Origin of the sequence: Geojedonia litorea, from assembly GCF_042654525.1 — a bacterium.
GTDB classification, from domain to species: domain Bacteria; phylum Bacteroidota; class Bacteroidia; order Flavobacteriales; family Flavobacteriaceae; genus Geojedonia; species Geojedonia litorea.
The window spans coordinates 1161856-1183839 of sequence record NZ_JBHSGP010000014.1 but is presented as its reverse complement, the minus strand read 5'-3'; the positions used below and the strand labels follow the sequence as shown (position 1 = coordinate 1183839).

At 34.8% G+C, this 21984-nt stretch carries 16 protein-coding genes and 1 tRNA gene; 9 read left to right on the top strand and 8 right to left on the bottom strand.

Annotated features, from left to right (window positions below):
* Positions 1-22 precede the first annotated feature (22 nt).
* The 3 genes from ACFO5O_RS13165 to ACFO5O_RS13155 all read left to right on the top strand — a co-directional run bounded on the left by ACFO5O_RS13165 (position 23) and on the right by ACFO5O_RS13155 (position 5913).
* Positions 23-1612, top strand: a complete 1590-nt coding sequence (locus tag ACFO5O_RS13165) for a RagB/SusD family nutrient uptake outer membrane protein (protein ID WP_387965135.1) — start codon at positions 23-25, stop codon at positions 1610-1612.
* A 17-nt stretch (positions 1613-1629) separates the two neighbouring features.
* Positions 1630-2970 (top strand): SusE domain-containing protein, encoded by a 1341-nt coding sequence (locus tag ACFO5O_RS13160; protein WP_387964527.1) that lies wholly within the window; start codon positions 1630-1632, stop codon positions 2968-2970.
* Positions 2971-3036: 66 nt separating this feature from the next.
* The gene (locus ACFO5O_RS13155; protein ID WP_387964525.1) at positions 3037-5913 is read left to right on the top strand and encodes an alpha-amylase family glycosyl hydrolase; all 2877 of its coding nucleotides are present in this window, start codon (positions 3037-3039) and stop codon (positions 5911-5913) included.
* A gap of 58 nt (positions 5914-5971) precedes the next feature.
* Here ACFO5O_RS13155 and ACFO5O_RS13150 read toward each other — a convergent pair whose 3' ends face one another.
* The 7 genes from ACFO5O_RS13150 to ACFO5O_RS13120 all read right to left on the bottom strand — a co-directional run bounded on the left by ACFO5O_RS13150 (position 5972) and on the right by ACFO5O_RS13120 (position 13796).
* Complete coding sequence (locus ACFO5O_RS13150) at positions 5972-6877, bottom strand: 3-keto-disaccharide hydrolase (RefSeq protein ID WP_387964523.1); 906 nt, start codon at positions 6875-6877, stop codon at positions 5972-5974.
* A 9-nt stretch (positions 6878-6886) separates the two neighbouring features.
* Entirely contained in the window at positions 6887-9478 is a 2592-nt protein-coding gene (locus ACFO5O_RS13145) for a glycoside hydrolase 5 family protein (RefSeq protein WP_387964521.1), read from the bottom strand.
* Between the two features lie 14 nt (positions 9479-9492).
* The gene (locus ACFO5O_RS13140) at positions 9493-10521 is read right to left on the bottom strand and encodes a UDP-glucose--hexose-1-phosphate uridylyltransferase (protein ID WP_387964519.1); all 1029 of its coding nucleotides are present in this window, start codon (positions 10519-10521) and stop codon (positions 9493-9495) included.
* Between the two features lie 6 nt (positions 10522-10527).
* Entirely contained in the window at positions 10528-11673 is a 1146-nt protein-coding gene (gene galK / locus ACFO5O_RS13135) for a galactokinase (protein WP_387964517.1), read from the bottom strand.
* 5 nt (positions 11674-11678) lie between these two features.
* A complete protein-coding gene (locus ACFO5O_RS13130; protein ID WP_387964515.1) occupies positions 11679-12575 on the bottom strand; it encodes an aldose 1-epimerase in 897 nt (298 codons plus the stop codon).
* On the bottom strand, positions 12576-13574 hold the full coding sequence (locus ACFO5O_RS13125; RefSeq protein WP_387964513.1) for a GntR family transcriptional regulator: 999 nt from the start codon (positions 13572-13574) through the stop codon (positions 12576-12578).
* 140 nt (positions 13575-13714) lie between these two features.
* Positions 13715-13796, bottom strand: a tRNA-Leu gene (locus tag ACFO5O_RS13120).
* A 104-nt stretch (positions 13797-13900) separates the two neighbouring features.
* On the opposite strand from ACFO5O_RS13120, the gene ACFO5O_RS13115 reads away from it, so the two are divergent.
* The 6 genes from ACFO5O_RS13115 to ACFO5O_RS13090 all read left to right on the top strand — a co-directional run bounded on the left by ACFO5O_RS13115 (position 13901) and on the right by ACFO5O_RS13090 (position 20661).
* A complete protein-coding gene (locus ACFO5O_RS13115) occupies positions 13901-15289 on the top strand; it encodes a dipeptidase (protein ID WP_387964511.1) in 1389 nt (462 codons plus the stop codon).
* A gap of 47 nt (positions 15290-15336) precedes the next feature.
* Positions 15337-16203: a DMT family transporter gene (locus tag ACFO5O_RS13110; RefSeq protein ID WP_387964509.1), complete on the top strand. Its 867-nt coding sequence runs from the start codon at positions 15337-15339 to the stop codon at positions 16201-16203.
* A gap of 89 nt (positions 16204-16292) precedes the next feature.
* On the top strand, positions 16293-16658 hold the full coding sequence (locus ACFO5O_RS13105) for a BlaI/MecI/CopY family transcriptional regulator (protein WP_387964507.1): 366 nt from the start codon (positions 16293-16295) through the stop codon (positions 16656-16658).
* A 2-nt stretch (positions 16659-16660) separates the two neighbouring features.
* Positions 16661-18169: a M56 family metallopeptidase gene (locus ACFO5O_RS13100; protein ID WP_387964505.1), complete on the top strand. Its 1509-nt coding sequence runs from the start codon at positions 16661-16663 to the stop codon at positions 18167-18169.
* A 107-nt stretch (positions 18170-18276) separates the two neighbouring features.
* Entirely contained in the window at positions 18277-19377 is a 1101-nt protein-coding gene (locus ACFO5O_RS13095) for a DUF4407 domain-containing protein (protein WP_387964503.1), read from the top strand.
* Positions 19378-20163: 786 nt separating this feature from the next.
* Entirely contained in the window at positions 20164-20661 is a 498-nt protein-coding gene (locus tag ACFO5O_RS13090) for a CAP domain-containing protein (protein WP_387964501.1), read from the top strand.
* A gap of 717 nt (positions 20662-21378) precedes the next feature.
* Here ACFO5O_RS13090 and ACFO5O_RS13085 read toward each other — a convergent pair.
* Complete coding sequence (locus ACFO5O_RS13085) at positions 21379-21984, bottom strand: hypothetical protein (protein ID WP_387964499.1); 606 nt, start codon at positions 21982-21984, stop codon at positions 21379-21381.

Here is a 21984-nt window from a genome sequence, read left to right as displayed (position 1 = left end):
GAACTATAAAAAGAACAAAATTATGTTGAACAATTTTAAAAAAGCACTGTTTTTGTTTTGTTGTGTGTCTATCGTCATTTCCTGTACAAGTGAAATCGATGACTTAAGGCCAATAAATCAAGAAACATCTGCAACAGTTTTTGACGATCCGGCCTCTTATAAAGCGTTTCTTGCCAAAATTTATGCAGGAATTGCCGTAAGTGGTCAACAAGGTCCTGCGGGTAATCCCGATCTTGCTGGTTTAGATGAAGGGTTTTCGAATTACTTAAGACTATATTGGAAACTACAGCAGCTTACTACTGATGAAGCATTAATTGGTTGGAATGACGGTACTATAAAAGACTTGCATTATCAAAACTGGACTGCCGGCAACGAGTTCATTAGAACTATGTATGACAGAATAATTTATCAGGTAAGTTTAGCCAATGAATTTATAAGACAAACTACTGATGAGAAACTAAACTCTCGAGGTGTTGATGCTAGTTTAAAAGCTGAAATTCAAATTTATAGAGCCGAAGCTCGATTTATGAGAGCCTTAAGCTATTCACATGCTTTAGACTTTTTTAGAAACGTACCTTTTGTAACAGATGAAGATATCGTTGGTGCGTTTTTACCTAAACAAACCAATGGCACTGATTTATTTGCCTATTTAGAGGCAGAATTAACCGCCATTGAAAGTGTATTACCTGGCCCTGGTCAAAATCAATACGCACGTGCAGACAAAGCAGCTGTTTGGATGCTTTTAGCGAAACTTTATTTAAATGCTGAAGTATATACAGGGACACCAAGATATGCCGATGCTAGAATTCAAGCAGAAAAAGTGATTAACTCTAACCAATATAGTTTAGATGGTGATTACAGACACTTATTTTTAGCCGACAATCATCTATCTAATGAAATTATATTCCCAATTGCTTTTGATGGTTTACGTACACAAGCCTACGGTGGTATGACCTTTTTAGTACATGCACCAGTTGGAGGCAGTATGCCACTTTCAGAGTTTGGAGTGAGTAGTGGTTGGGCCGGAGTAAGAACAACTAAAAACTTTGTTGAAAAATTCCCTGGCATGGAAAATTCGCCTGATGGCAGAGAATTGTTCTATACTAATGGACAGTCATTAGAAATTCCTAATATTTCTAAATTTACTGATGGTTATGCTATTGCGAAATATAAAAATGTAGATCGAAATGGTAATCCAGGATCAGATACTTCTGGCAATTTTCCTGATACCGATTTTCCATTGTTCAGATTGGCCGATGCTTATTTAATCTATGCCGAAGCACACCTACGTGGTGGTGGTGGCGATGCTAATACTGCAGTTGGACTTATTAACACATTAAGGGTAAGAGCTTATGGAGATACTTCTGGAAATATCTCAACTTCAGATTTATCATTAGATTTTATTTTAGACGAAAGAGCGCGTGAGCTCTATTGGGAATGTCATAGACGTACAGATTTAATCCGTTTCGGTAAATTTTCGTCAAGTGGCATTTGGTCCTGGAAAGGGAACGTTCAAAACGGAACCACGACAGAAGCGTTTAGAGATATCTTTCCAATTCCAACTTCAGATTTAAGCGCTAATCCTAACTTAACACAAAACCCTGGTTATTAATTAAAACATACGATATAATGAAAAGAATTAAAATTTTAATAGTAATGATTTTAGCCTTAACAGGCTTTAATTCCTGTGAAAAAGACGAATTAGTTTTTACAGCACAAGAGCAAGGTGAATTTACGTTTACTAACACGTTTTTAGATCAATATATATTAACAAGTGCCACTTCAGCCAATATTGGAGAGCGTTTTACTTGGGAAAGTGTAAGTTTTGATGCACCTACGGCTGTTTCTTATGACTTACAAGGTTCTATTTCAGGCGATTTTTCTGATATGACCATTATAGGAAGCACTTCAAATAATAATATTGCTGTAACTATTGGCAAGTTATTGTCTATGGCAACAACAGCCGGTTTAGACAATGACCCCAACACCGAAAATCCAAATATGGGTCAATTGCATTTTAGAGTTAGGGCCTATGCAGGCAATGACGCCATAGAAAGCCTATCGAGCGTACAAACCCTTAATGTATTTTTACCTGAAATTGTAGACAATGGTGGAAGCGGTTTTGCCTTATCTAATTGGGGCGTAGTTGGCTCTGCTTACAACGACTGGGGTAATGCTGGTGCAGATGGTGCATTTTATACTACTGGCGACCCTGACATTATAGTATCCTATGTAACCTTATTAGGTGGTGCCATGAAATTTAGATTAGACAATAGCTGGGATACTAATTATGGAGACAATGGAGCTGATGGCACATTAGAAGCAGGAGGAGCAGACATCACAGTAACTGCAGGGACTTACAAAATTACAGTCAACACAAATGCAAGTACTTATACCATGGAACCTTATTCATGGGGTGTAGTTGGAAGTGCCTATAATGATTGGGGTAATGGTGGTCCTGATGCTAAATTTTACTATGACCATACAACCGATACATTTAAAGCAGGTGTACGTTTATTAAATGGTGCGATGAAATTTAGATTTAATAATGACTGGGGCACTAATTATGGTGATACAGGAGCAGATGGAACTTTAGACGAAGGTGGTGATGATATCATAGTCACAGCTGGACACTATAATATTACATTAGATTTGAAAAACGGTGAATATACTCTGGAAGCTGCTGAAGTATTAGGGGTTGTAGGTTCTGCTTACAACGACTGGGGTAATGCTGGACCAGATTTCAGCTTAACACAAGTAAACCCTGATATTTATGTAGGTGACATTGTTACCCTTATAGGTGGTGCGATGAAGTTTAGAGTTAATAATGCCTGGGATACCAATTATGGTGATACAGGTGCCAACGGAACTCTAGAAGCTGGTGGTGACGACATAGTTGTAACAGCCGGAAAATACAGAATTCGTTTAGACTTAACTGATGGAAGTTATGCTTTGAATAAAATTCAATAATAATATTAAACTAGTTAAAAAGGGCTGACTTTCAATCAGCCCTTTTTAACTTAAATTAATCCTTTTATGAACAGAACTCTACTCTTAATTTTAGTTTTATTCACCTCCTTTGCTTATGCTCAACAGCAGACAGTAACCTATAGTGTTAGCCCCTCTGTTTTTGAAGAAACCGATAACATAACTCTTACCTTTAATGGGAGCAGCATTAACGAATCCACTTGGGGAGTTTCAGGAAATGCACTTTATTTATGGTCTTGGTCCTACGACCTTAATCTTTCTAATTTACAAGATTGTCCTACAAATGGAACTTGGGCGAATTCAAACGAAGCGAATAAACTAACTTATAATGCTGGTAATGATACATATACCATATCATTTGTGCCAACAACTTTTTATAGTAGAACTGGTATAGGTAGGATTGGCTTTTTAATAAAGGCAAAAGATGGAACAGGAGATAAAAAATCGCAAGATATTTTAGTCGATGTTGGTGCCTTTCAAGTATCACTAACTAGTCCTACACAAAATTCAGCAACTATACTTTCCTCTGGTGGAAATTTGAGTATTTCAGCATCTAATACGGGAGGTAACGCAAATTATGTACTAAAAGCAAATGGTAGTATAATAAATTCGCAATCAAACATCTCATCTTATGCGTTCACCCATAATACTATAACTAGTAATCAATTTTATGAACTAGAAGTTACACAAGCCTCTACAACCATAACAAAATCCTTTTCAGTGTTGATTGATCCAGGTACAATTTCGGCAACCTTGTCTGGCACCTTTGAAGATGGGATAAATTATGATCCCAGTGATCCAACTAAAGCCACCTTACTTTTATATGCCAACGGAAAGGATTTCGTGTATGTAGCGGGAAGTTTTAATAATTGGCAACCTACTTCAGCCTACGCCATGAAGCGGGATTTTTCAAGAAACGGAAGATATTGGCTTACCCTTACAGGATTAACACCTGGACAAATTGAAACCTTTCAATATTGGGCAGTTGACAAAACTCCTGTAGCCAATTCTCAAAAATTAGTGAAAGTAGCCGATCCTTTTTCAACCTTAATCTTAAACCCTTTTGATGACCCAGAAATTGCATCGTCTGGATCTTATCCAAATGTACCAGCATATCCTACCGGAGGGGGAAATTTTGAAGTGACCGTACTTCAAACTAATCAAACATCGTACAATTGGCAAGTAACCAATTTCAACAAACCAAAAAAGGAAGATCTAATTATTTATGAAGTCTTGGTTCGCGATTTTGATGCCGATAGAAACTATCAAAATTTAATTGACCGCATTGATTATTTTAAAAACCTAAATATCAATGCTATTGAACTAATGCCAATAATGGAGTTTGAAGGCAATAAAAGTTGGGGCTATAATACAGCCCACCATATGGCATTAGATAAATATTATGGCACAAAAGATAAGCTAAAAGAACTCATTGATCTATGTCATCAAAATGGAATAGCTGTCATTCTAGATCTTGCTTTAAATCATGCTTTTGGTAGAAATTCATTGGTGAGAATGTGGTCAAATGATCCCGATGGTGATGGCTATGGACCGCCTAGTACAGACAATCCTTACTTTAACACTTCGGCAAAGCATAGTTACAGTGTTGGTGAAGACTTTAACCATCAAAGTGCAAGAACTAAAGAATATGTGAAGCGTGTCATAAAACATTGGATTCAAGAATTTAAAATTGATGGATTTCGTTGGGATTTAACAAAAGGTTTTACACAAAATTGTACGGCTGGGGATGATGGCTGCACAAATTCGTATCAAGCCGATCGTGTTGCTGTTTTAAAAGAATATGCCGATTACTCATGGACCATAGACCCTGATCACTATGTGATATTTGAACACTTAGGTGGAGACACTGAAGAGCAAGAATGGGCCAATTATAGACTTGGTGAAGGCAAAGGTATTATGATGTGGAGTGAAATGTGGAATGATTATAAAAATTTAGCACAAGGTAATGCTAGCGGTTTTAGCCGCATGGGACATACGGCTCATGGATTTACAGGTAAACGCACATTAGGTTATCCTGAAAGCCATGACAAAGACCGAATAATGTATGAAATGGTACAGTTTGGAAATAGTGGCGCTGGATATGATGTCAGGGATTTAAATACTGCATTAGCTAGAATGTCTACATTAGGTGCCGTATCCATCCCCATCCCAGGCCCTAAAATGATATGGCATTTTGCCGATTTGGGTATGGACGATTCAATTTGGACTTGTGAAAATGGAGTCGTAAATAGTGATTATGACGGCAATGGAGATGGCGACTGTAAATTAGACACAAAACCTCAACCACAATGGGTTGAAAATTGGTTAGGGGATGCTAACAGAAGTCAAGTGCGAAGTGATTGGGCACGACTAATTAATTTAAAAATAAATGAACCCGTATTTGAAGGTGATTATAACATTAATTCAGGCGGTTTAACCCCTCGAATTTATGTGTTTGACAATAGTTTGTCATCAAGTCAATTGAAAAATGTAGTGATTTTAGCCAATTTTGGTTTAAGCGCTGCTAATGTTACTCCCGATTTCCCTTATACCGGAACCTGGTATGATTTAATGGATGAAACGGGAAATACTACACTTAACGTAACTAATACAACAACACCAATTAATATTCCTGCCGGTGGATTTAAAATGTATGGCAATCAATCATCAACTCTTGCCGTGACAGAGGCACAAACAAATTTATTTACAATTTATCCTAACCCCGTAAAATCATCATTTAAAATCAATGCTCCAGTTAACACTATAAAACTATATGATATTACAGGGAAGTTGGTAAAAACATTCGAAGGGAATTTTTCAAAACAAAATGACTTTGATATTTCAGAATTAAATCAAGGGCTTTATCTAGCAAAAATTGAAAACAATAATGGCCAAAGCTCAATCTCTAAACTCATTAAATATTAGTTTTTAAACTACTTTACTGATGAAACAAAAACGCCTCATTGAATTGAGGCGTTTTTGTTTAATAAATACATTTTGAGTTATCGGCCTTAACGTAATACGATTTATAATTTTTAGCCGTCTTGTCCATGCATCCGCACAAATTGAGCAATTCAATAGTTTTAAAATCTATAGGATGACTTTCTGCCTGCAATGCCAAATAACCTTCGGTTAGAGGCTCACCATCTTTAGCTAACCAAAACTCTTTATTAGTAATTCCGTTATTCTCCCATTCGCCTTCAGCACCATTGATTAGTCCTCCACCAATTTTAGGGTTTTGATACACCATTACTGTATCTTTATTAACGATTTGAACTATCATTTCATTTCCAAGTACAACTGCTTCAACATGTACCCACTGCTCATCATAAAAGGTTTTAGAATTCGAGTTTGTGCAATGATCTGCAATAATTTCACCATTCATTTCAGCGGTTGTTCCAGGAGTACATAAATTTCCTGTTGGTCGTTCAATGCCTTCTTCCAGTCCGCCCAGTAATTGAAATTCAATTGAAACAGGAAAAAATTGCCCCAAACTATTGCTTTGGGCAGATTGAGAGTGCAACATAATACCACTATTCTTATTGGCCCAACCGGCTCCACCTTCAACTTGATTTCCTGTAAATCGATAATCAAAACGAACTTTATAATACGTAAACGGCTTTTTATAATATAAGTGCCCGAAAGCATTTTCGAAAGTTTCATAAGCATCATAATTAACCCTTATCATGCTATCCTTAACCTGAAAAGTGTTTTTATAGTTCTCACCAACTTCATGACCAGCGATTTTAATATCCCAATCGTTTAAATCTTTGCCATTGAACAGGGATATCCACTCTTCAGAATCTGCATCCATTTTTGCTTCCTTTTCAGAAGTTTTACAACCAAAACAAAGGATAACAATAACGGTACTTAAAATTAATTTTTTCATAATACTATTTTATTTGAGCCTTACATTCACTATTCCTATACCATGAGATTGATTAGTTTCTTGTTCAGTCAATTCTGACCCAATTGAAATCTGAAGGCTTTCAACCTTATGAATATCAAAAGTAGAAGTGTTATTGTGTTCGAAAAAATAGGGCAAAAAGCTAGGGTACGGTCTTGGTAACGTTACTGTTTTAACTAGTTTTAAATCACTAATCCTAAGGCTATAATCCTTCAACTCTGAGCCAATTTCAATGACGCTGCCAAAAGAAGAACCATCTTCTAAAACAAAAGCAATTTGAAGTTTACAAGGTTTATTGGTTAAGGACCTTCCTTTAAAAACCAATTGTTGTTTTGAGTTTAAACTCTCTCTTCTCTCCTTTATCTCATCAATTACAAAATGCTTAAAGCTATAATCATAAATTGGCTCGGCATTTAAATTCTCGTTATCAGGGTAAAACAATTTATCTAAATGCATTTGATATTCTGCTTCATTGCTTTTTTTAGTTGGAATTAACTTGAATGTAGGTCGCCATTCTCTTATCAAATGTTCTGAATCTTGCATAGCATTAAACAACAGTATTGGGTTCTCTTTGGGAATTACTGCAACTGTGTAAGGTGTACGGTCATAAAAATCCCAATCATATAGATTCCCTTTTTTACCTGACGGAAAAGTCATTTCACTATCATCTGGTAATTTGACCAAAATGTTATAATTAATGAATCCTTCAATTGCATATTCAGCGGGGATGGTAGCCTCATAATTGTAACTACCAACGGGCTCAAAACTTAAGTTGAAATATTTCCGGTCACTGTTGTAGCCTGTGACCGTAATTTCCTTTGGTTGCTCTGGCCCTATAAATTGAACATTTAGTTTTAATTCGGAATCTGTATTAGCAGTATTAGCAGCTTCATGTTGAAACCAAGGTTGATTAACAGTTGATTCTGGTGCATAAAAATCACTTAAGATATTGGTTTTGAAAGCATCAGTTGATGACCAATTTTTAGAAGTTCCTTGTTTACTAATGACATAGGTTCCTGGTCGTATTTCGAATGATTTATCGGTTACTTTTGGTGAAAAAGAATTGCCTTGATTGATGGCTTCAATGCTAAAATTAGCACCCAAGTTGTTGAGATCAATACTCATTTGATGCGTTTCCCACTTAATTACGCCAACTGTTTTATTGAGGCTGTTTCGACCAAAAGGGTTATCAACCCAAACGGCATCTGGCATAACCTCCAAACGCCAAACACCTTCTTCAATTTTGTCTAAAAAATAGGCTCCCAAACCATCGTAACGTACCACAGAAGAATTTCCAAATCCAGCTATTTCTTTTAGGTCTGATACATTTTTAGGTGCTGAACTTGTGCTGTTGGTATAAAAGAATTTTTCTTCAGAATTAAATTCTGCCAAATCAGATTTGTAGTCAACAGTGAAATCACCAAAACTGGTATTTTGAGGGTAGGTGCCAAATTTGGAATTCATGGGGATTTCATGAAATACTTCAGTACAAATTTTTAGGCTCAATGCCTTTTGTGGCGTGTAATTCAAGTTCATATAATGTGTATTATACTCGGTGTTAAAAGGTGCAATAAAAGTTGGATCGTATGCAAAATGTGTCCCAATTTGAATTCCAGCAGTTCTAAAGCTTCGCGCCATAGCTGGGTAGATATAAGAACGACCTACATCGGCTGCATCAAATTCATAAACAAGCTTTGCGCCCTTATACTTTTTAAATACCGATTCAAAAGGCATATTGTAATCATTTACATTTGGCAGCAGATTTCCAGACAATTCCTTGCCATAACCCAATCCTGTTGGATACCACTGGAATGTTCCTCCTTGAACATTGCCTTTAAAATAATCCTCCATAAACTGCACCGCATGACTCATATTATAAAAAACAGGTTTTTTGGTTCCTGACTTTCGCATCGCATCAACCATGCCTTTAACAAATTTGGTGACCGTTTTGCCATCGCCTCTGTGATGTGGCTCGTTACTCACCTCAAAAGCAATAATATTTGGTTCATCTTTATAAGCAATCCCTGTATAAGGATTCACATGATTTAAAAATTGTTCGAGATAATTGTGTTGCGCTTTAATAGCTTCAGGATTAGTCAAACACTCATTTTTACCATATTTATGCGAAAAACCAGGACTATCGGTATCAGGCTCTGGCCAACCGTTACCCCAAAAAGCTATAGGTGTGATAACATAATTTATATGATGCTTTTTCAGTTTATGAAGAAGGTAATCGAAAGCGTCTAGATGTTTGTTTTCTAGTAAATTCCCTAAGGTGTCACTAATTTCGGTATCCCAAACATGCAAGCGATACAGATCAAAGCCAAGCCTAGTGAAGTGGTAAATATCATTGTCGATAGCTTGTTTAACATCAATTCCTAATTGCTCGGCTGAACGATAAGCATGTGCAAAGGGTACGGAATAATTTACTCCAAATCCTTTAACTTCTTCTTTTGTGTTTTTCCATAACATAACGCCATTTTTATCAACAATAACATCTCCTTTGGATTTTTGAGCGTAAAGTGTTAAACTGCCAAAGCAGATCATTATGGGTAAACACACATTTTTTAGTAAATAATTCATTTTACCTTTAGTTTTTAAATTGAATTAGACAAGTTTCTTAAAGTTTTTGCCGCACTTTCTGGTGTTATATCTCGTTGCGGACTCGCAAATAGTTCATAGCCCACCATGAACTTCTTAACTGTAGCACTTCGTAATAACGGCGGATAAAAACTCATGTGCCAATGCCAATGTTCATTTGTTTGTCCGTTAGTAGGTGCTTGATGAATTCCACTTGAATACGGAAATGAGGTGTTAAACAATTTGTCATACACTTTGGTCAACACAGAAATAGCTTCAGCAAATAAAACGGTATCTTCATTAGGAATAATTGAAATGTCCTTTTGCGGTGTTTTAGGAACTATCATTGCTTCGAAGGGCCAAATCGCCCAAAACGGTGTTAAGACCACAAAGGATCTATTCTCAAAAATAATACGCTCATTGAGTTTTAACTCTTGGGCTATATAATCTTTTAATAAAGTAGTTTGATGCTTTTTAAAATAGGCTAATTGCTGTTTGTCTTTTTTATCGACTTCATTTGGAAGTGAAGATTGACTCCAAATTTGACCATGTGGATGTGGATTACTACAACCCATGATGCTCCCTTTGTTCTCAAAAATTTGAACATAATTAATATGATTCAATCTCCCCAATGACACAAATTCTCGCTGCCAAGCATGAACAACTTTTTGAATGTCTTTTGATGTCATCTGTGCCAAACTTTTAGAATGGTCTGGACTAAAACAAATCACTTTACAAAGACCTTGTTCACTTTCTGCCTTTATTAATCCATTATCAATACTAAACGATTCAAATCCGTCCTGAAGCGCAGAAAAATCATTTGCAAAAACAAAGACATCTTTATAATCTGGGTTCACTTCACCATTGGCCCTTACATTTCCAGAGCACAAATAACATTTAGGATCGTGTGCTGGACGCTCGTCTTGAGCCTGTTCTTCTTCTTGGCCTTGCCACGGACGTTTGGCACGATGTGGTGACACCAACACCCATTCTCCTGTAAGGCTGTTATAACGTTTATGTGAATAATTTTGAATATTGGCAGTCATATTAATCTAAATTAAATGCGTTCCTTGTGATAGCTTTACAAAATAAAATGAACAATGATGGTTAAAGGCTTCTAAATAAGCTCTTGAAATATCTCGAGTAAATTGTTCTAAAGCGTCCTTTTTAATTAAATTGATGGTACAGCCCCCAAATCCACCACCCATCATTCTGGCTCCAATAATTTGTGGATTTTCTTTTGCTTTATTCACTAAAAAATCAAGTTCGTCACAACTAATTTTAAATTGATGCTGTGCACCACTATGCGCTGCAAATAGTAATTCTCCTAATTCTTCCAGATTATTTTCTCGTATCAATTGTGCGGCTTTTTGAACACGATTATTCTCTTGAATTATATATAAGGCCTTTTGATAGTCGGCTTCACTTAAATTCTCTTTTATTTTGTGTAGGTCGGCTTCAGTAGCATCACGTAATGCTTGGACCTGTAATAACGACGCTACTTTTTCACAAACTTGTCTTCGTTCATTATATGCAGCATCTACAAGGCTATGACTTACATTGGTGTTGATTAAAAGCAGTTCATACGATTTAAAATCGATATGCACTGGAGTTGCCTCTTGGGTTCTACAGTCTAAAAGCAAGGCATGATTTTCTACACCAAACATGCTGGTATATTGGTCCATAATACCACAACGTACCCCAACATAATTATGCTCGGCTTGCTGAGAAATCAAGGTCATTTCGGTTTTCGTCAATCCTAAATCAAATAATTCATTAAAGCCAAAAACAACACTGTTCTCAAGAGCGGCAGAAGACGACAGCCCTGCACCATTTGGTATATCACCTCCAAAAACGAGATTAAAAGGAGCTATCTCTAGTCCTCTTTTTTTAATTTCGCCTACTACCCCTATAATATAATTTCGCCAATTGCCATTTGGGATAGCACTAACTTTATCTATATGAAACTGGTAAGATTCATTAAGATCTAAAGCTAAAATGGTACAGGTTTGAGTATCACTTTTACTTATGGCTGCGACAATGCCTTTATCAATGGCAGCTGGCAATACAAAGCCCTCATTATAATCGGTATGTTCTCCAATAATGTTGATCCGGCCAGGAGCAAATACTACAATAGGCTGTTCATTAAAATTTAATTGAAAAGCAGCTTTTATATTTTGAATGAGTTCAAAGTTCATTATAACTAATCTATCTTAATTTTCCAGTTAAGGCTAAAGGTTTCATTTGGCTGCAATTGCAGTAATCCTATTTTAGAATTAAAGCTATTGGCAGGTGCTGTTTGGGGCTCAATGGCAATTGATTTTCTGTTATTTGGCGTATAAAGCTGAAGGTAATTCTCTTCAGAAGTACTGCTTAATTCCATTGTATAATCTGGCGTTTCCAATTTTACTTTATTAGAATTCAAAACAAAGCAGTCATCAAAACATTTATCTTTTATTTGGATTGGGTGTTGAATAGCAATGTTCTCTTCAGAAATCGGAATCATATTTTCATTAACAACTAGTTTTTTATGGCTTAAAAAAGACAAGTAGCTATTGAATATATTACTTGTATTAAAGTAAGGATGCCAACCTAAACTGAATGGAAATACATTTTCATCTGTATTTAGAATATCTACTTGAAGCTCAAGTGTTGAATTGGTTAGTCTATAAGTTAAAGATATCTCGAAGGTAAAGGGGAAACCCTTGTTTCTGTTTATTTCAATATAAGAAATACTAACCGATGCCGAAGTTGATGTACTATCCTTGCTGACTAATTCAAAAGTTTTATTATAAACCAAACCATGTAAGGCATTATTTAAGACTTTTTCATTGATATCCAACTCATAATTGTTACTGTCAAAACTGTAACGTCCTTGTTCTATTCTGTTAACAAAAGGAAATAAAACAGCTGAAGCATACGACTCTGGATAGGGCAGCACATGATTGCTCGAAATAAGAGATTTTTTATCCAGTCTCAATTCTTGCAAGCTGCCTCCCAATTGTAGATCAATTTTGGCAAAACAGGAATTGCTGGAATTAAACAACTCAATAAATTGTGTGTTTTGATCTTTATTCCTCTTTTTATTGATAGTAAACATTTACAATGAGTTTCTAATAATTAAACTGTTTGGGTTTTCAATTTGAAGATATTCTCTATTACGAATCATTTCAGCCAATCGTTTCCCCATTTGTTTAAAATCGGTTGAAATAGTAGTGATGCCACCTTCAACAATCTCTTTTAACAAGGTCTCATTATAGGAAATGATGCCTATATCTTTTCCTAGTTGAAAGTTTTTATCCTTAATCATCTTAATCAGTGTAATCAAATTTTGATCATCGAGCACCAAATACATTTCACCCCTATTTAAAGTTCTATTTTCTAAAGAGCTGATTATTTCATGTTGAAAATCAGTATTTTTTCTAAATTTTTGAAAGCCATTCAACATACCTATTGGTTGTTTTTTTTCTGGAAATAACAATACTACTTTTTGGTATTTATTAAGAAGAACTGTTGCCTTTTTGAGGCTGCTGTAAATGTCATCTTCAAAATTTTGATAAATAGCAGGATATTGATTTAGTTCATCATTGGTTTGATCTAGAATATACACTTTATCCCTTGGCAACTTTTCAATGATTTGAGCAGTGTTTTTTAGATTGGCCGGCATAATTACATAGTAATTATATGCACCCGCATTATCATTGATAAGTTTGGAAAACATATCGTAATTAAAGTGATGGAAATAAATATCAACCTGAAATTGGTCGTCCAAACTATTTAAGAATGAATTAAATAAATCTTCTTTAAAGGCATTTAATTCATCAAAAAGTAAAAATATGTTTTGATGAATTTTAACATCGTCGCTTTTAATATAATAGCCTTTACCTACAACAGATTCTACAATTCCTCGAGCTTTCAACTCATTAAAAGCCATGATAACAGTGTCTCTAGATAAAGAAAATTTAGACTTTATAGCATTCAAGCTTGGTAACAGGTCGCCCTTTTTCAACTCACCCGAAACTAAGGCATCTTCAATAGACGAGACGATTTGTTTATACTTAGGAATACCCAACTCCTTTTTAACTGATATCAAACTCATACGACAAATATATATAAAAACTGGTAGGTACTGGTAGGTTTTTTAAAAAATTTACAAAAACTTCGAGTTTTAATGACTATTTAAAAGAAGTAATGTTTAAATAGAAAAAGCCTTTCAGAAATGAAAGGCTTTTCGTTATGTACAGGCGGGGAGACTCGAACTCCCACACCTCGCGGCACTAGATCCTAAGTCTAGCGTGTCTACCAATTCCACCACGCCTGCAAAAGGACTGCAAATATAAAAATTTGTTTCAATATACAAACGCATCACTAAATAAAAAAGTTGTATCCAATTTTGTACTTTTGGCTGAAATTCAAAATAAAATTATGCAAAACATACAGTCTTACATTCAAACTCATAAGGAGCGTTTTTTAAATGAACTCGTTGAGTTATTAAAAATTCCTTCGATTAGCGCTGATTCGGCATTTAAAAATGATGTTATAAAAACTGCTGATCAGGTAAAAATGAGATTAGAAAAAGCAGGCTGTGATATGGTTGAAATTTGTAAAACCGATGGGCATCCCATTGTTTATGGCGAAAAATTGATAGATGCTAGTTTACCTACAGTTTTAGTTTATGGCCATTATGATGTACAGCCACCAGACCCTTTAGATTTGTGGACATCACCACCATTTGAGCCTGTTATAAAATCTACTGAAATTCATCCAGAGGGAGCAATATTTGCACGAGGGGCCTGTGACGATAAAGGTCAAATGTATATGCATGTTAAAGCTTTAGAATTCATGACCTCAACTAACCAATTGCCTTGCAATGTGAAGTTTATGATTGAAGGGGAAGAAGAAGTGGGCAGTGTTAACCTTTCCAAATTTGTTAAGGCAAATCAAGAAAAGTTAAAGAATGATGTTATACTCATTTCTGATACTGGAATGATTTCAAAAGACACACCCTCTATTACCACCGGACTTCGCGGTTTAAGTTATGTTGAAGTAGAAGTGACTGGACCTAATAGAGATTTGCATTCAGGACTTTACGGCGGCGCTGTTGCTAATCCTATAAATATATTGGCCAAAATGATTGCCTCGCTTCACGATAAGAACAACCACATTACCATCCCTGGCTTTTATGACAAAGTTGAACAACTTTCGGATGAAGAACGTAAGCAAATGGCAAAGGCTCCATTTTCATTGGAAAATTATAAAGCCTCAATAGCTATTAATGATGTTCACGGAGAAAAAGGTTATTCTACTAACGAGAGAAACTCTATACGACCTACCTTAGATGTTAATGGCATTTGGGGTGGTTATACCGGCGAAGGTGCCAAAACCGTAATTGCTAGTAAAGCTTTTGCTAAAATATCTATGCGTTTAGTGCCACATCAGGATTGGGAAGAGATCACTCAATTATTTAAAGTTCATTTTGAAAGTATAGCACCTAAAGGCGTTAAAGTTAAGGTCAAGCCTCATCATGGTGGGCAGGGTTACGTCACTCCAATCGATAGTATCGGATATCAAGCGGCTTCTAAAGCTTATGAGGATTCCTTTGGAACAACTCCTATTCCGCAACGCAGCGGAGGCAGTATACCAATAGTTTCGCTTTTTGAAGAAGAATTAAAAAGCAAGACTATTTTAATGGGCTTTGGATTAAATAGTGATGCTATACATTCGCCTAATGAACATTTCGGAATTTGGAATTATTTAAAAGGCATTGAGACGATCCCATTATTTTATAAATATTTTACAGAATTAAGCCGCTAACTACCTAGTTTGAATACAACAAACTAATCGCCTTATTCTGGACATACATGAAAAACGAACACCTAAAACAACTATTCGCGCTTAATTTAGCCACACTTTTCATTAGCACCTCTGGGGCTTTAGGTAAGTTTATTGACATGCCCACTCCAGTTATTATTTGGTGGCGTTCAGCTTTGGCCGTTTTATTTTTATTTGCCTTTTGTAAATACCAACGCATTAGTTTAAAAATCAAATCCAGAAAGGATACCATCACCTTTATTATTAGCTCTTTATTTTTGGGAGCTCATTGGGTCACCTATTTTTACGCATTAAAATTATCGAATGTAGCATTAGGGATGCTATCCCTTTTCACCTTTCCTATTATTACGGCATTATTAGAGCCATTTTTTGTAAAAATTAAATTCGACCCTGTTCATATCGTTTTGGGAATGATGGTACTGTTAGGCGTTTATATTTTAGCTCCCGAATTTGATTTAGAAAACAACCACTTTATTGGTATTTTATTAGGATTACTTTCGGCTATATTTTATTCCATTAGAACACTCATTTTAAAACTGCATGTCGCTAATTATAACGGTACGACCTTGATGTTTTATCAAGTATTTATATTGAGTATTGTTTTAGTTCCAGTTATGTTTTTCATGGAGACTTCAAATATAGAAACACAGTATCCATATATTCTTCTACTAGCTCTATTAACCACAGCTATAGGCCATTCGTTGTTTATTAAAAGCCTAAAATACTTTGAAGTAAGCACAGCGAGTATCATAGGGAGTATGCAACCTATTTATGGAATTATTATTGCCTATATTTTCTTAAATGAAATTCCATCTGCCAATACGTTTTTAGGTGGAAGCCTCATTTTGTGTACGGTTGTTATTGAGAGTATTCGTTCGAGAAAAAGAAGAATTTAACTTCCTTATAAAACATTTTTATGCTCTACAGTTGTAGAATTAAAATATTTATTCTACATTTGTAGAGTTAACTCTAATATTGTAGAACAATGCAGCTTACAAAAACCGAAGAAGAGGTTATGAACCATCTCTGGAAGCTTGAAAAGGCCTTCATGAAAGATTTGTTAGACGCTTATCCCGAACCAAAACCGGCCACCACCACTCTTGCAACCTTATTGAAACGGATGACAGATAAAGGTTTTATAGCCTATAACCTTTATGGCAATGCTCGAGAATATTTTCCTTTAGTAAAAAAGAAAGATTACTTTTCTAAACATGTCAACGGTCTGATTAAAAACTTTTTTAATGACAGTGCATCACAATTTGCTTCTTTCTTTACAAAAGAAACAGATTTGACAAAGGAGGAATTAGAAGCTTTAAAAGCCATTATTGATAATGAAATTAAAAATAAATAGTTATGGTTATTTATCTCCTTAAATCCAGTGCCTGTCTAGCCATTTTTATGCTATTTTATACTTTGTTTTTAGAAAACGAAAGCATACACCGTTTTAAGCGCTTTTATTTATTGGCTGCACTTGTATTGGCACTAAGTATTCCGTCAATAACAATTTATTATGAGGTACCCGCTTCAACTTCTGCAAATCTTAATTACAACAATACTATTTCTTCTTTGAATGAAAATAGCAACGCTCAAACCATCATTAATTGGCCTATTTTACTTTGGACAATCTATAGTATGGGAGCAGTCCTTTTTAGTATAAAATTTATATACAACCTGTTTACAATTGCTAAAACCATACAGCAAAATCCGAAATACAAATCACATCCATTTATTAATGTATTATTAGAACACTTAAAAACCCCACATACCTTTTTCAATTATATCTTTTTAAACAAACACCTTCACGACACGAAGCAAATTCCAAACGAAGTGTTAATTCATGAGCAAGCTCATGCCAATCAAAAGCATAGCCTAGATATTTTATTTATTGAAATAGCATGCGTGCTATTTTGGTTTAATCCTTTAGTGTACCTGTTAAAAAAACAGATTAAACTCAATCATGAATTTTTAGCCGACCAGGCCGTACTTAAAAAAGGCGCAAGCCCATCTAGTTATCAACAATTATTATTAACGTTCTCATCAAACGTCCAAACACCTCATATGGCACATGCCATTAATTATTCATCAATCAAAAAACGATTCACAGTCATGAAAACAAAAACCACAAAACAACGTATGTATTCCAAAGGAGTCCTACTATTACCATTATTAGCCATTACTTTAGTCAGCTTTAGTAATCACAAAGAAATTACAAAGAATGATCTTTCGAAATCTCCTAATATGGAGCCCTCTGTTTCTATAGCTACTGTTATAGAAGACTTAAACACTTCATTAGAATTAAATATGCTCTCCCAAGACCTAAAAGCAAGTCCAAAAGAAGTTGAAGAATACAATACACTAGCAAGGCATTATAACAATATGCCTAAAGACCGTATGCAGATTAAGAAAAAAGATGTCGAAAGAATAGAATATTTATATGGCATTATGAGCAAAGAACAAAAAGCAACTGCCGAGCCATTTCCTAGTATTAAAATACCACCGCCGCCACCGCCTGCTCCAAAAGCCACGGAGTCAGGAAAAGTTTTTAAAGGTGAAAAAACGCCACCACCACCACCTATTCCTGATGATGCAAGCTCCGCAGACAAAGAAAAAATGCAACGTACAGTTGATCACTTCAATAACACAACACCACCACCGCCACCACCACCAATATCGGCATTGGAGCACGTGAAGGCCATGTCTAAAAAGGATGCCTTGTTTTATTTTAAAGGAAAATCGATTACTGCTGACGAAGCTATAAACTTAATAAGCAACAATGACAATCTTAATATTGAAACAAAACGCCCTCATTCGGTGAAGCCCAAAGTATTTATTTCAGCACAATCCATTGAGATAAAAGATTAAGAACATTTTATATAATTCAAATAAAGCCCCGATTTTCGGGGCTTTTATGTAACAATTAAATAACTTTTACGTTCTAATACTTTATCAACCAAAAAATCGAATGCGTTATGTTAAAACAATTCTTCATCATTTGTTCCGGTTCTGATACCGATCTTTTAGATAATTGCTCTATAGGAGAACAAAACAAATATGCCGGTATTGGTGCTACGGTGTTTTTTACTGCTGTAATGGCCTTTATCGCTGCAAGTTATGCACTTTATACTGTATTTGATAATTACATTACGGCTATAGCCTTTGGGTTTATTTGGGGATTACTCATTTTTAATCTAGATAGGTTTATTGTATCAACCATAAAAAAACGCAATAATGTCATGGATGAATTGATTCAAGCATCTCCAAGGATACTTCTTGCCATCATAATTGCTATCGTAATCTCAAAACCATTAGAGTTAAAAATCTTTGAAAAGGAAATCAATCAAGTATTACTCGAACAAAAAAATGAGCTAACACTGGCTAATCAAAACCAAATTGCTGAACAATTTAATCCTTCCGTTACTGCATTAGAAAATGACATCACTTTTTTACAAAATGAAATCTCAACCAAAGAAGCTGAAGTTAATGCGCTATATGACACCTACATTTCTGAAGCTGAAGGGACAGCAGGCACCAAGTTATTAGGAAAAGGTCCAGTTTACCAAGAAAAACGCGAAAAACATGATGCTGCTCTTGCCGAATTACAGCAATTAAAAATAGATAACAAAGTCAAGATAGAAGCTAATGAAGCGCAGATTGCCCAATTAAAAACGGATTACGATTCTAAAGTTGCATCGACCCAACCCATTATTGATGGATTTGACGGACTAATGGCTCGTGTAAACGCCTTGGGTGAATTACCTTGGCTACCCTCCTTTTTTATATTCTTGTTGTTTTTGGCCATTGAAACGTCCCCAATTTTCGCAAAACTGCTCTCTCCTAAAGGTGAATATGATCATAAACTTGAAGATGCCGAAACGGCTGTTAAAACTTGGGTCGAGCAAAAGGTCAATGAACGCAATATTTTATTGAAAACCGATATGGCACTCAATAACAAAATCTACAATGACATTGCTGAAGAAGATGAGTTATACACCTATAAGCGCAAAAAAGCTCGTGAGCTCATGCAGCTACAGGCCGATGCCTTTTTTAAGCATCAAAAAAATGCGCTATAAAAAAAAGAGCTCAAAGATTGGAACTTCGAACTCTTTTAACACTGATAAAATCACTAACTAACTAACTCAAAAAAAATTTTATCATTTCAATTTAATTATATCTATTCTGTAATGATTTGCGGAGTGTTGTTAATTTTTAACTTCTTCAAGCTTCGACATTTACAGATACACTCATTTTTAAGATATAATAAATAATTTTCGCTATTACTATACCACAATATTAAAGCATAAAGTTCTTTCTATAATTTAAATTAGATATTGTTCTACTTTGTAAAGACCAGAAACACATATCTATAGACGAACGGTTTTTAAAGTTTTTCAACCATCATGTTTTCATTTCATTACAAACCTGAAATCATTCCTTGAAACATAGCTTATCAAATAGTAGGGAAGAATTATAAACAGAAAAAACTCACCTTAATGAGGGAATAAGATGAGTTTTATAAATTGCATGGTCCACTAAATCTTAACCGCTTATTCTTTAATTTGAACCTTAATGCTTTATTTATGATGTAAATATAGTTGACATACTAGCCTCATTAAATATTATTTAGACCAATGCCGCATAAGTGTAGACGAACCAACCTTATATTGAGATAAATTGTAGCCTACCTAATTGGAAACTATTTCGCTTAAGATTTAAAGGGTACTCGTTTTCAATTTCCACCTATTATCAATAAATACATTAAATATTTCCAACCACCTACAGTAAAGGTCTCCTCATCGAATATTGATAATTTCAGTGAAGTTTAAGCATATTTTAGTAAAATAAATACCTACTATGTTATGAAAACTAAAGCCTTTATTACTGCCATTTTTTTAATTGGATTCTTATCACAATCCTGTTCAAAAGATTCCACCCCATCGATAGACAAGGAAGTTAATAGTGTTCTACTTCTTGATGATATTAAATCTATAGAAATAGAAATACTTGAATTAATTAATTCACATAGAATTACAAAAAATCTTGAAGCTCTTCAAGTAGATGAACTTATCAGAACACAGACAAATAATCATACAAATTATATGATTAAACAACAAAGTGCATCTCATGACTATTTTTTCCAAAGAAAAGAATTTCTTGAAACGTATGCGGAGGCTATACAAGTATCTGAAAACGTTGCTGCTGGGTATACCAACGCGCAAAGTGTTGTTAGAGCTTGGCTTAATAGCCCTTCTCATAAATCGAATATTGAAGATGATCACTCACATTTTAATGTTTCTGCAAATAAAGACAGTGAAGGCAAATGGTATTTTACAAACATATTTATAAAAGCTAATTAATAACAAAATTTATTAGTTACAATCCCTTATATTTAAATATCTCCAGAAAAATGGACTTTTATTTTAAAGTCCATTTTTTTATGCTATTATGGTTAGTTTTATAATTAAACAACTTAGCAGTCATTAACTCACATCTTCATATGTATTTATACGTCAAATTCATAAAACAATATCTTGGTTTTTTTTAAGTTTGTAATATCCTTCGGTTCATTATAAATTATAGTTAAGCTTAATTGTCTAGAATTTTAAAGAAGGATAATTGCTCTAGCTATTATGGATTCACTAACACACTATTAAACATCTTCTTGATTAGTTTAAGCTCGTTAAGGGCCAGTTTTACCCAATAGATATGATTATCTAAGCTAATGCCATTTAGCTGCTTATTATGACAGATTTCAACACATCCCAGTTACAACGCTTGTAAAACCAATCCAATATAAAATACCATCATTTTAAAGTAAAAGAAATAATATGTCAAACAACATATAAAGAGAAAGCCCATCCTTTTTTTAAAAAGACGGGCTTAAACCTTCATAACATTAGGTCAAGTAGGTATTATTTTTTATAGGGACAAAAAAAGTATTTACGTGCTGTTAATTATATATCAAATATACCTCCATAACTTTGATATCAATTGGCTTTTTAGTTAAGATAAGCCTTTATATAGATGGATGTACAAATTGTTAAGATAAGCTGAATTAAACGAGCTTGCCCTTACTAACTAAAAGGCTCTGCTGTTATGGTATATACTACTTGAAACAAATTAGATCCCGAAGGTGTGAACACGTTAGGTGTAGCCCTGAACTCAATGGGGATATTTTCTCTACATCCTTTAAATTGAAAAACTTTAATTGCTTGAGTAGCATCATTTGGAATCGTAATAAATCCATCAATATCAGCACCTGCAGTTTCTGCAGTCAAATCTCTTTGTCCAAAATACTGACTAGCCGGAGGTAATGTATCGTAATTACTAACAAGAGGAAATCGGTCTCCACTATTATCATAAGTTTTAGCCTTAATCACAGCTCCTGTTGGTGCATTAACTGTATGTAAAAACACTTTGTATAAATATACCGTTTCACAATTTTCTTCAGCAGAAGTAGACAATCCGGTTATTGGGTCTATTGTAGAATTTAATATAAAACTTAACAGTGGTTCAGTATCACTTGGAATGATTTCGGCATCATCTAATCCTGCTTCCATTACTGCAACAATCTGTGAGAAATTAGGAGCTCCATTTAAAGTCAAGGTGCCATCTTGTACCTGTGAATGAGCAAATGTTGCACATGTTATTACTAAAATGATAAAATATATATTTTTCAT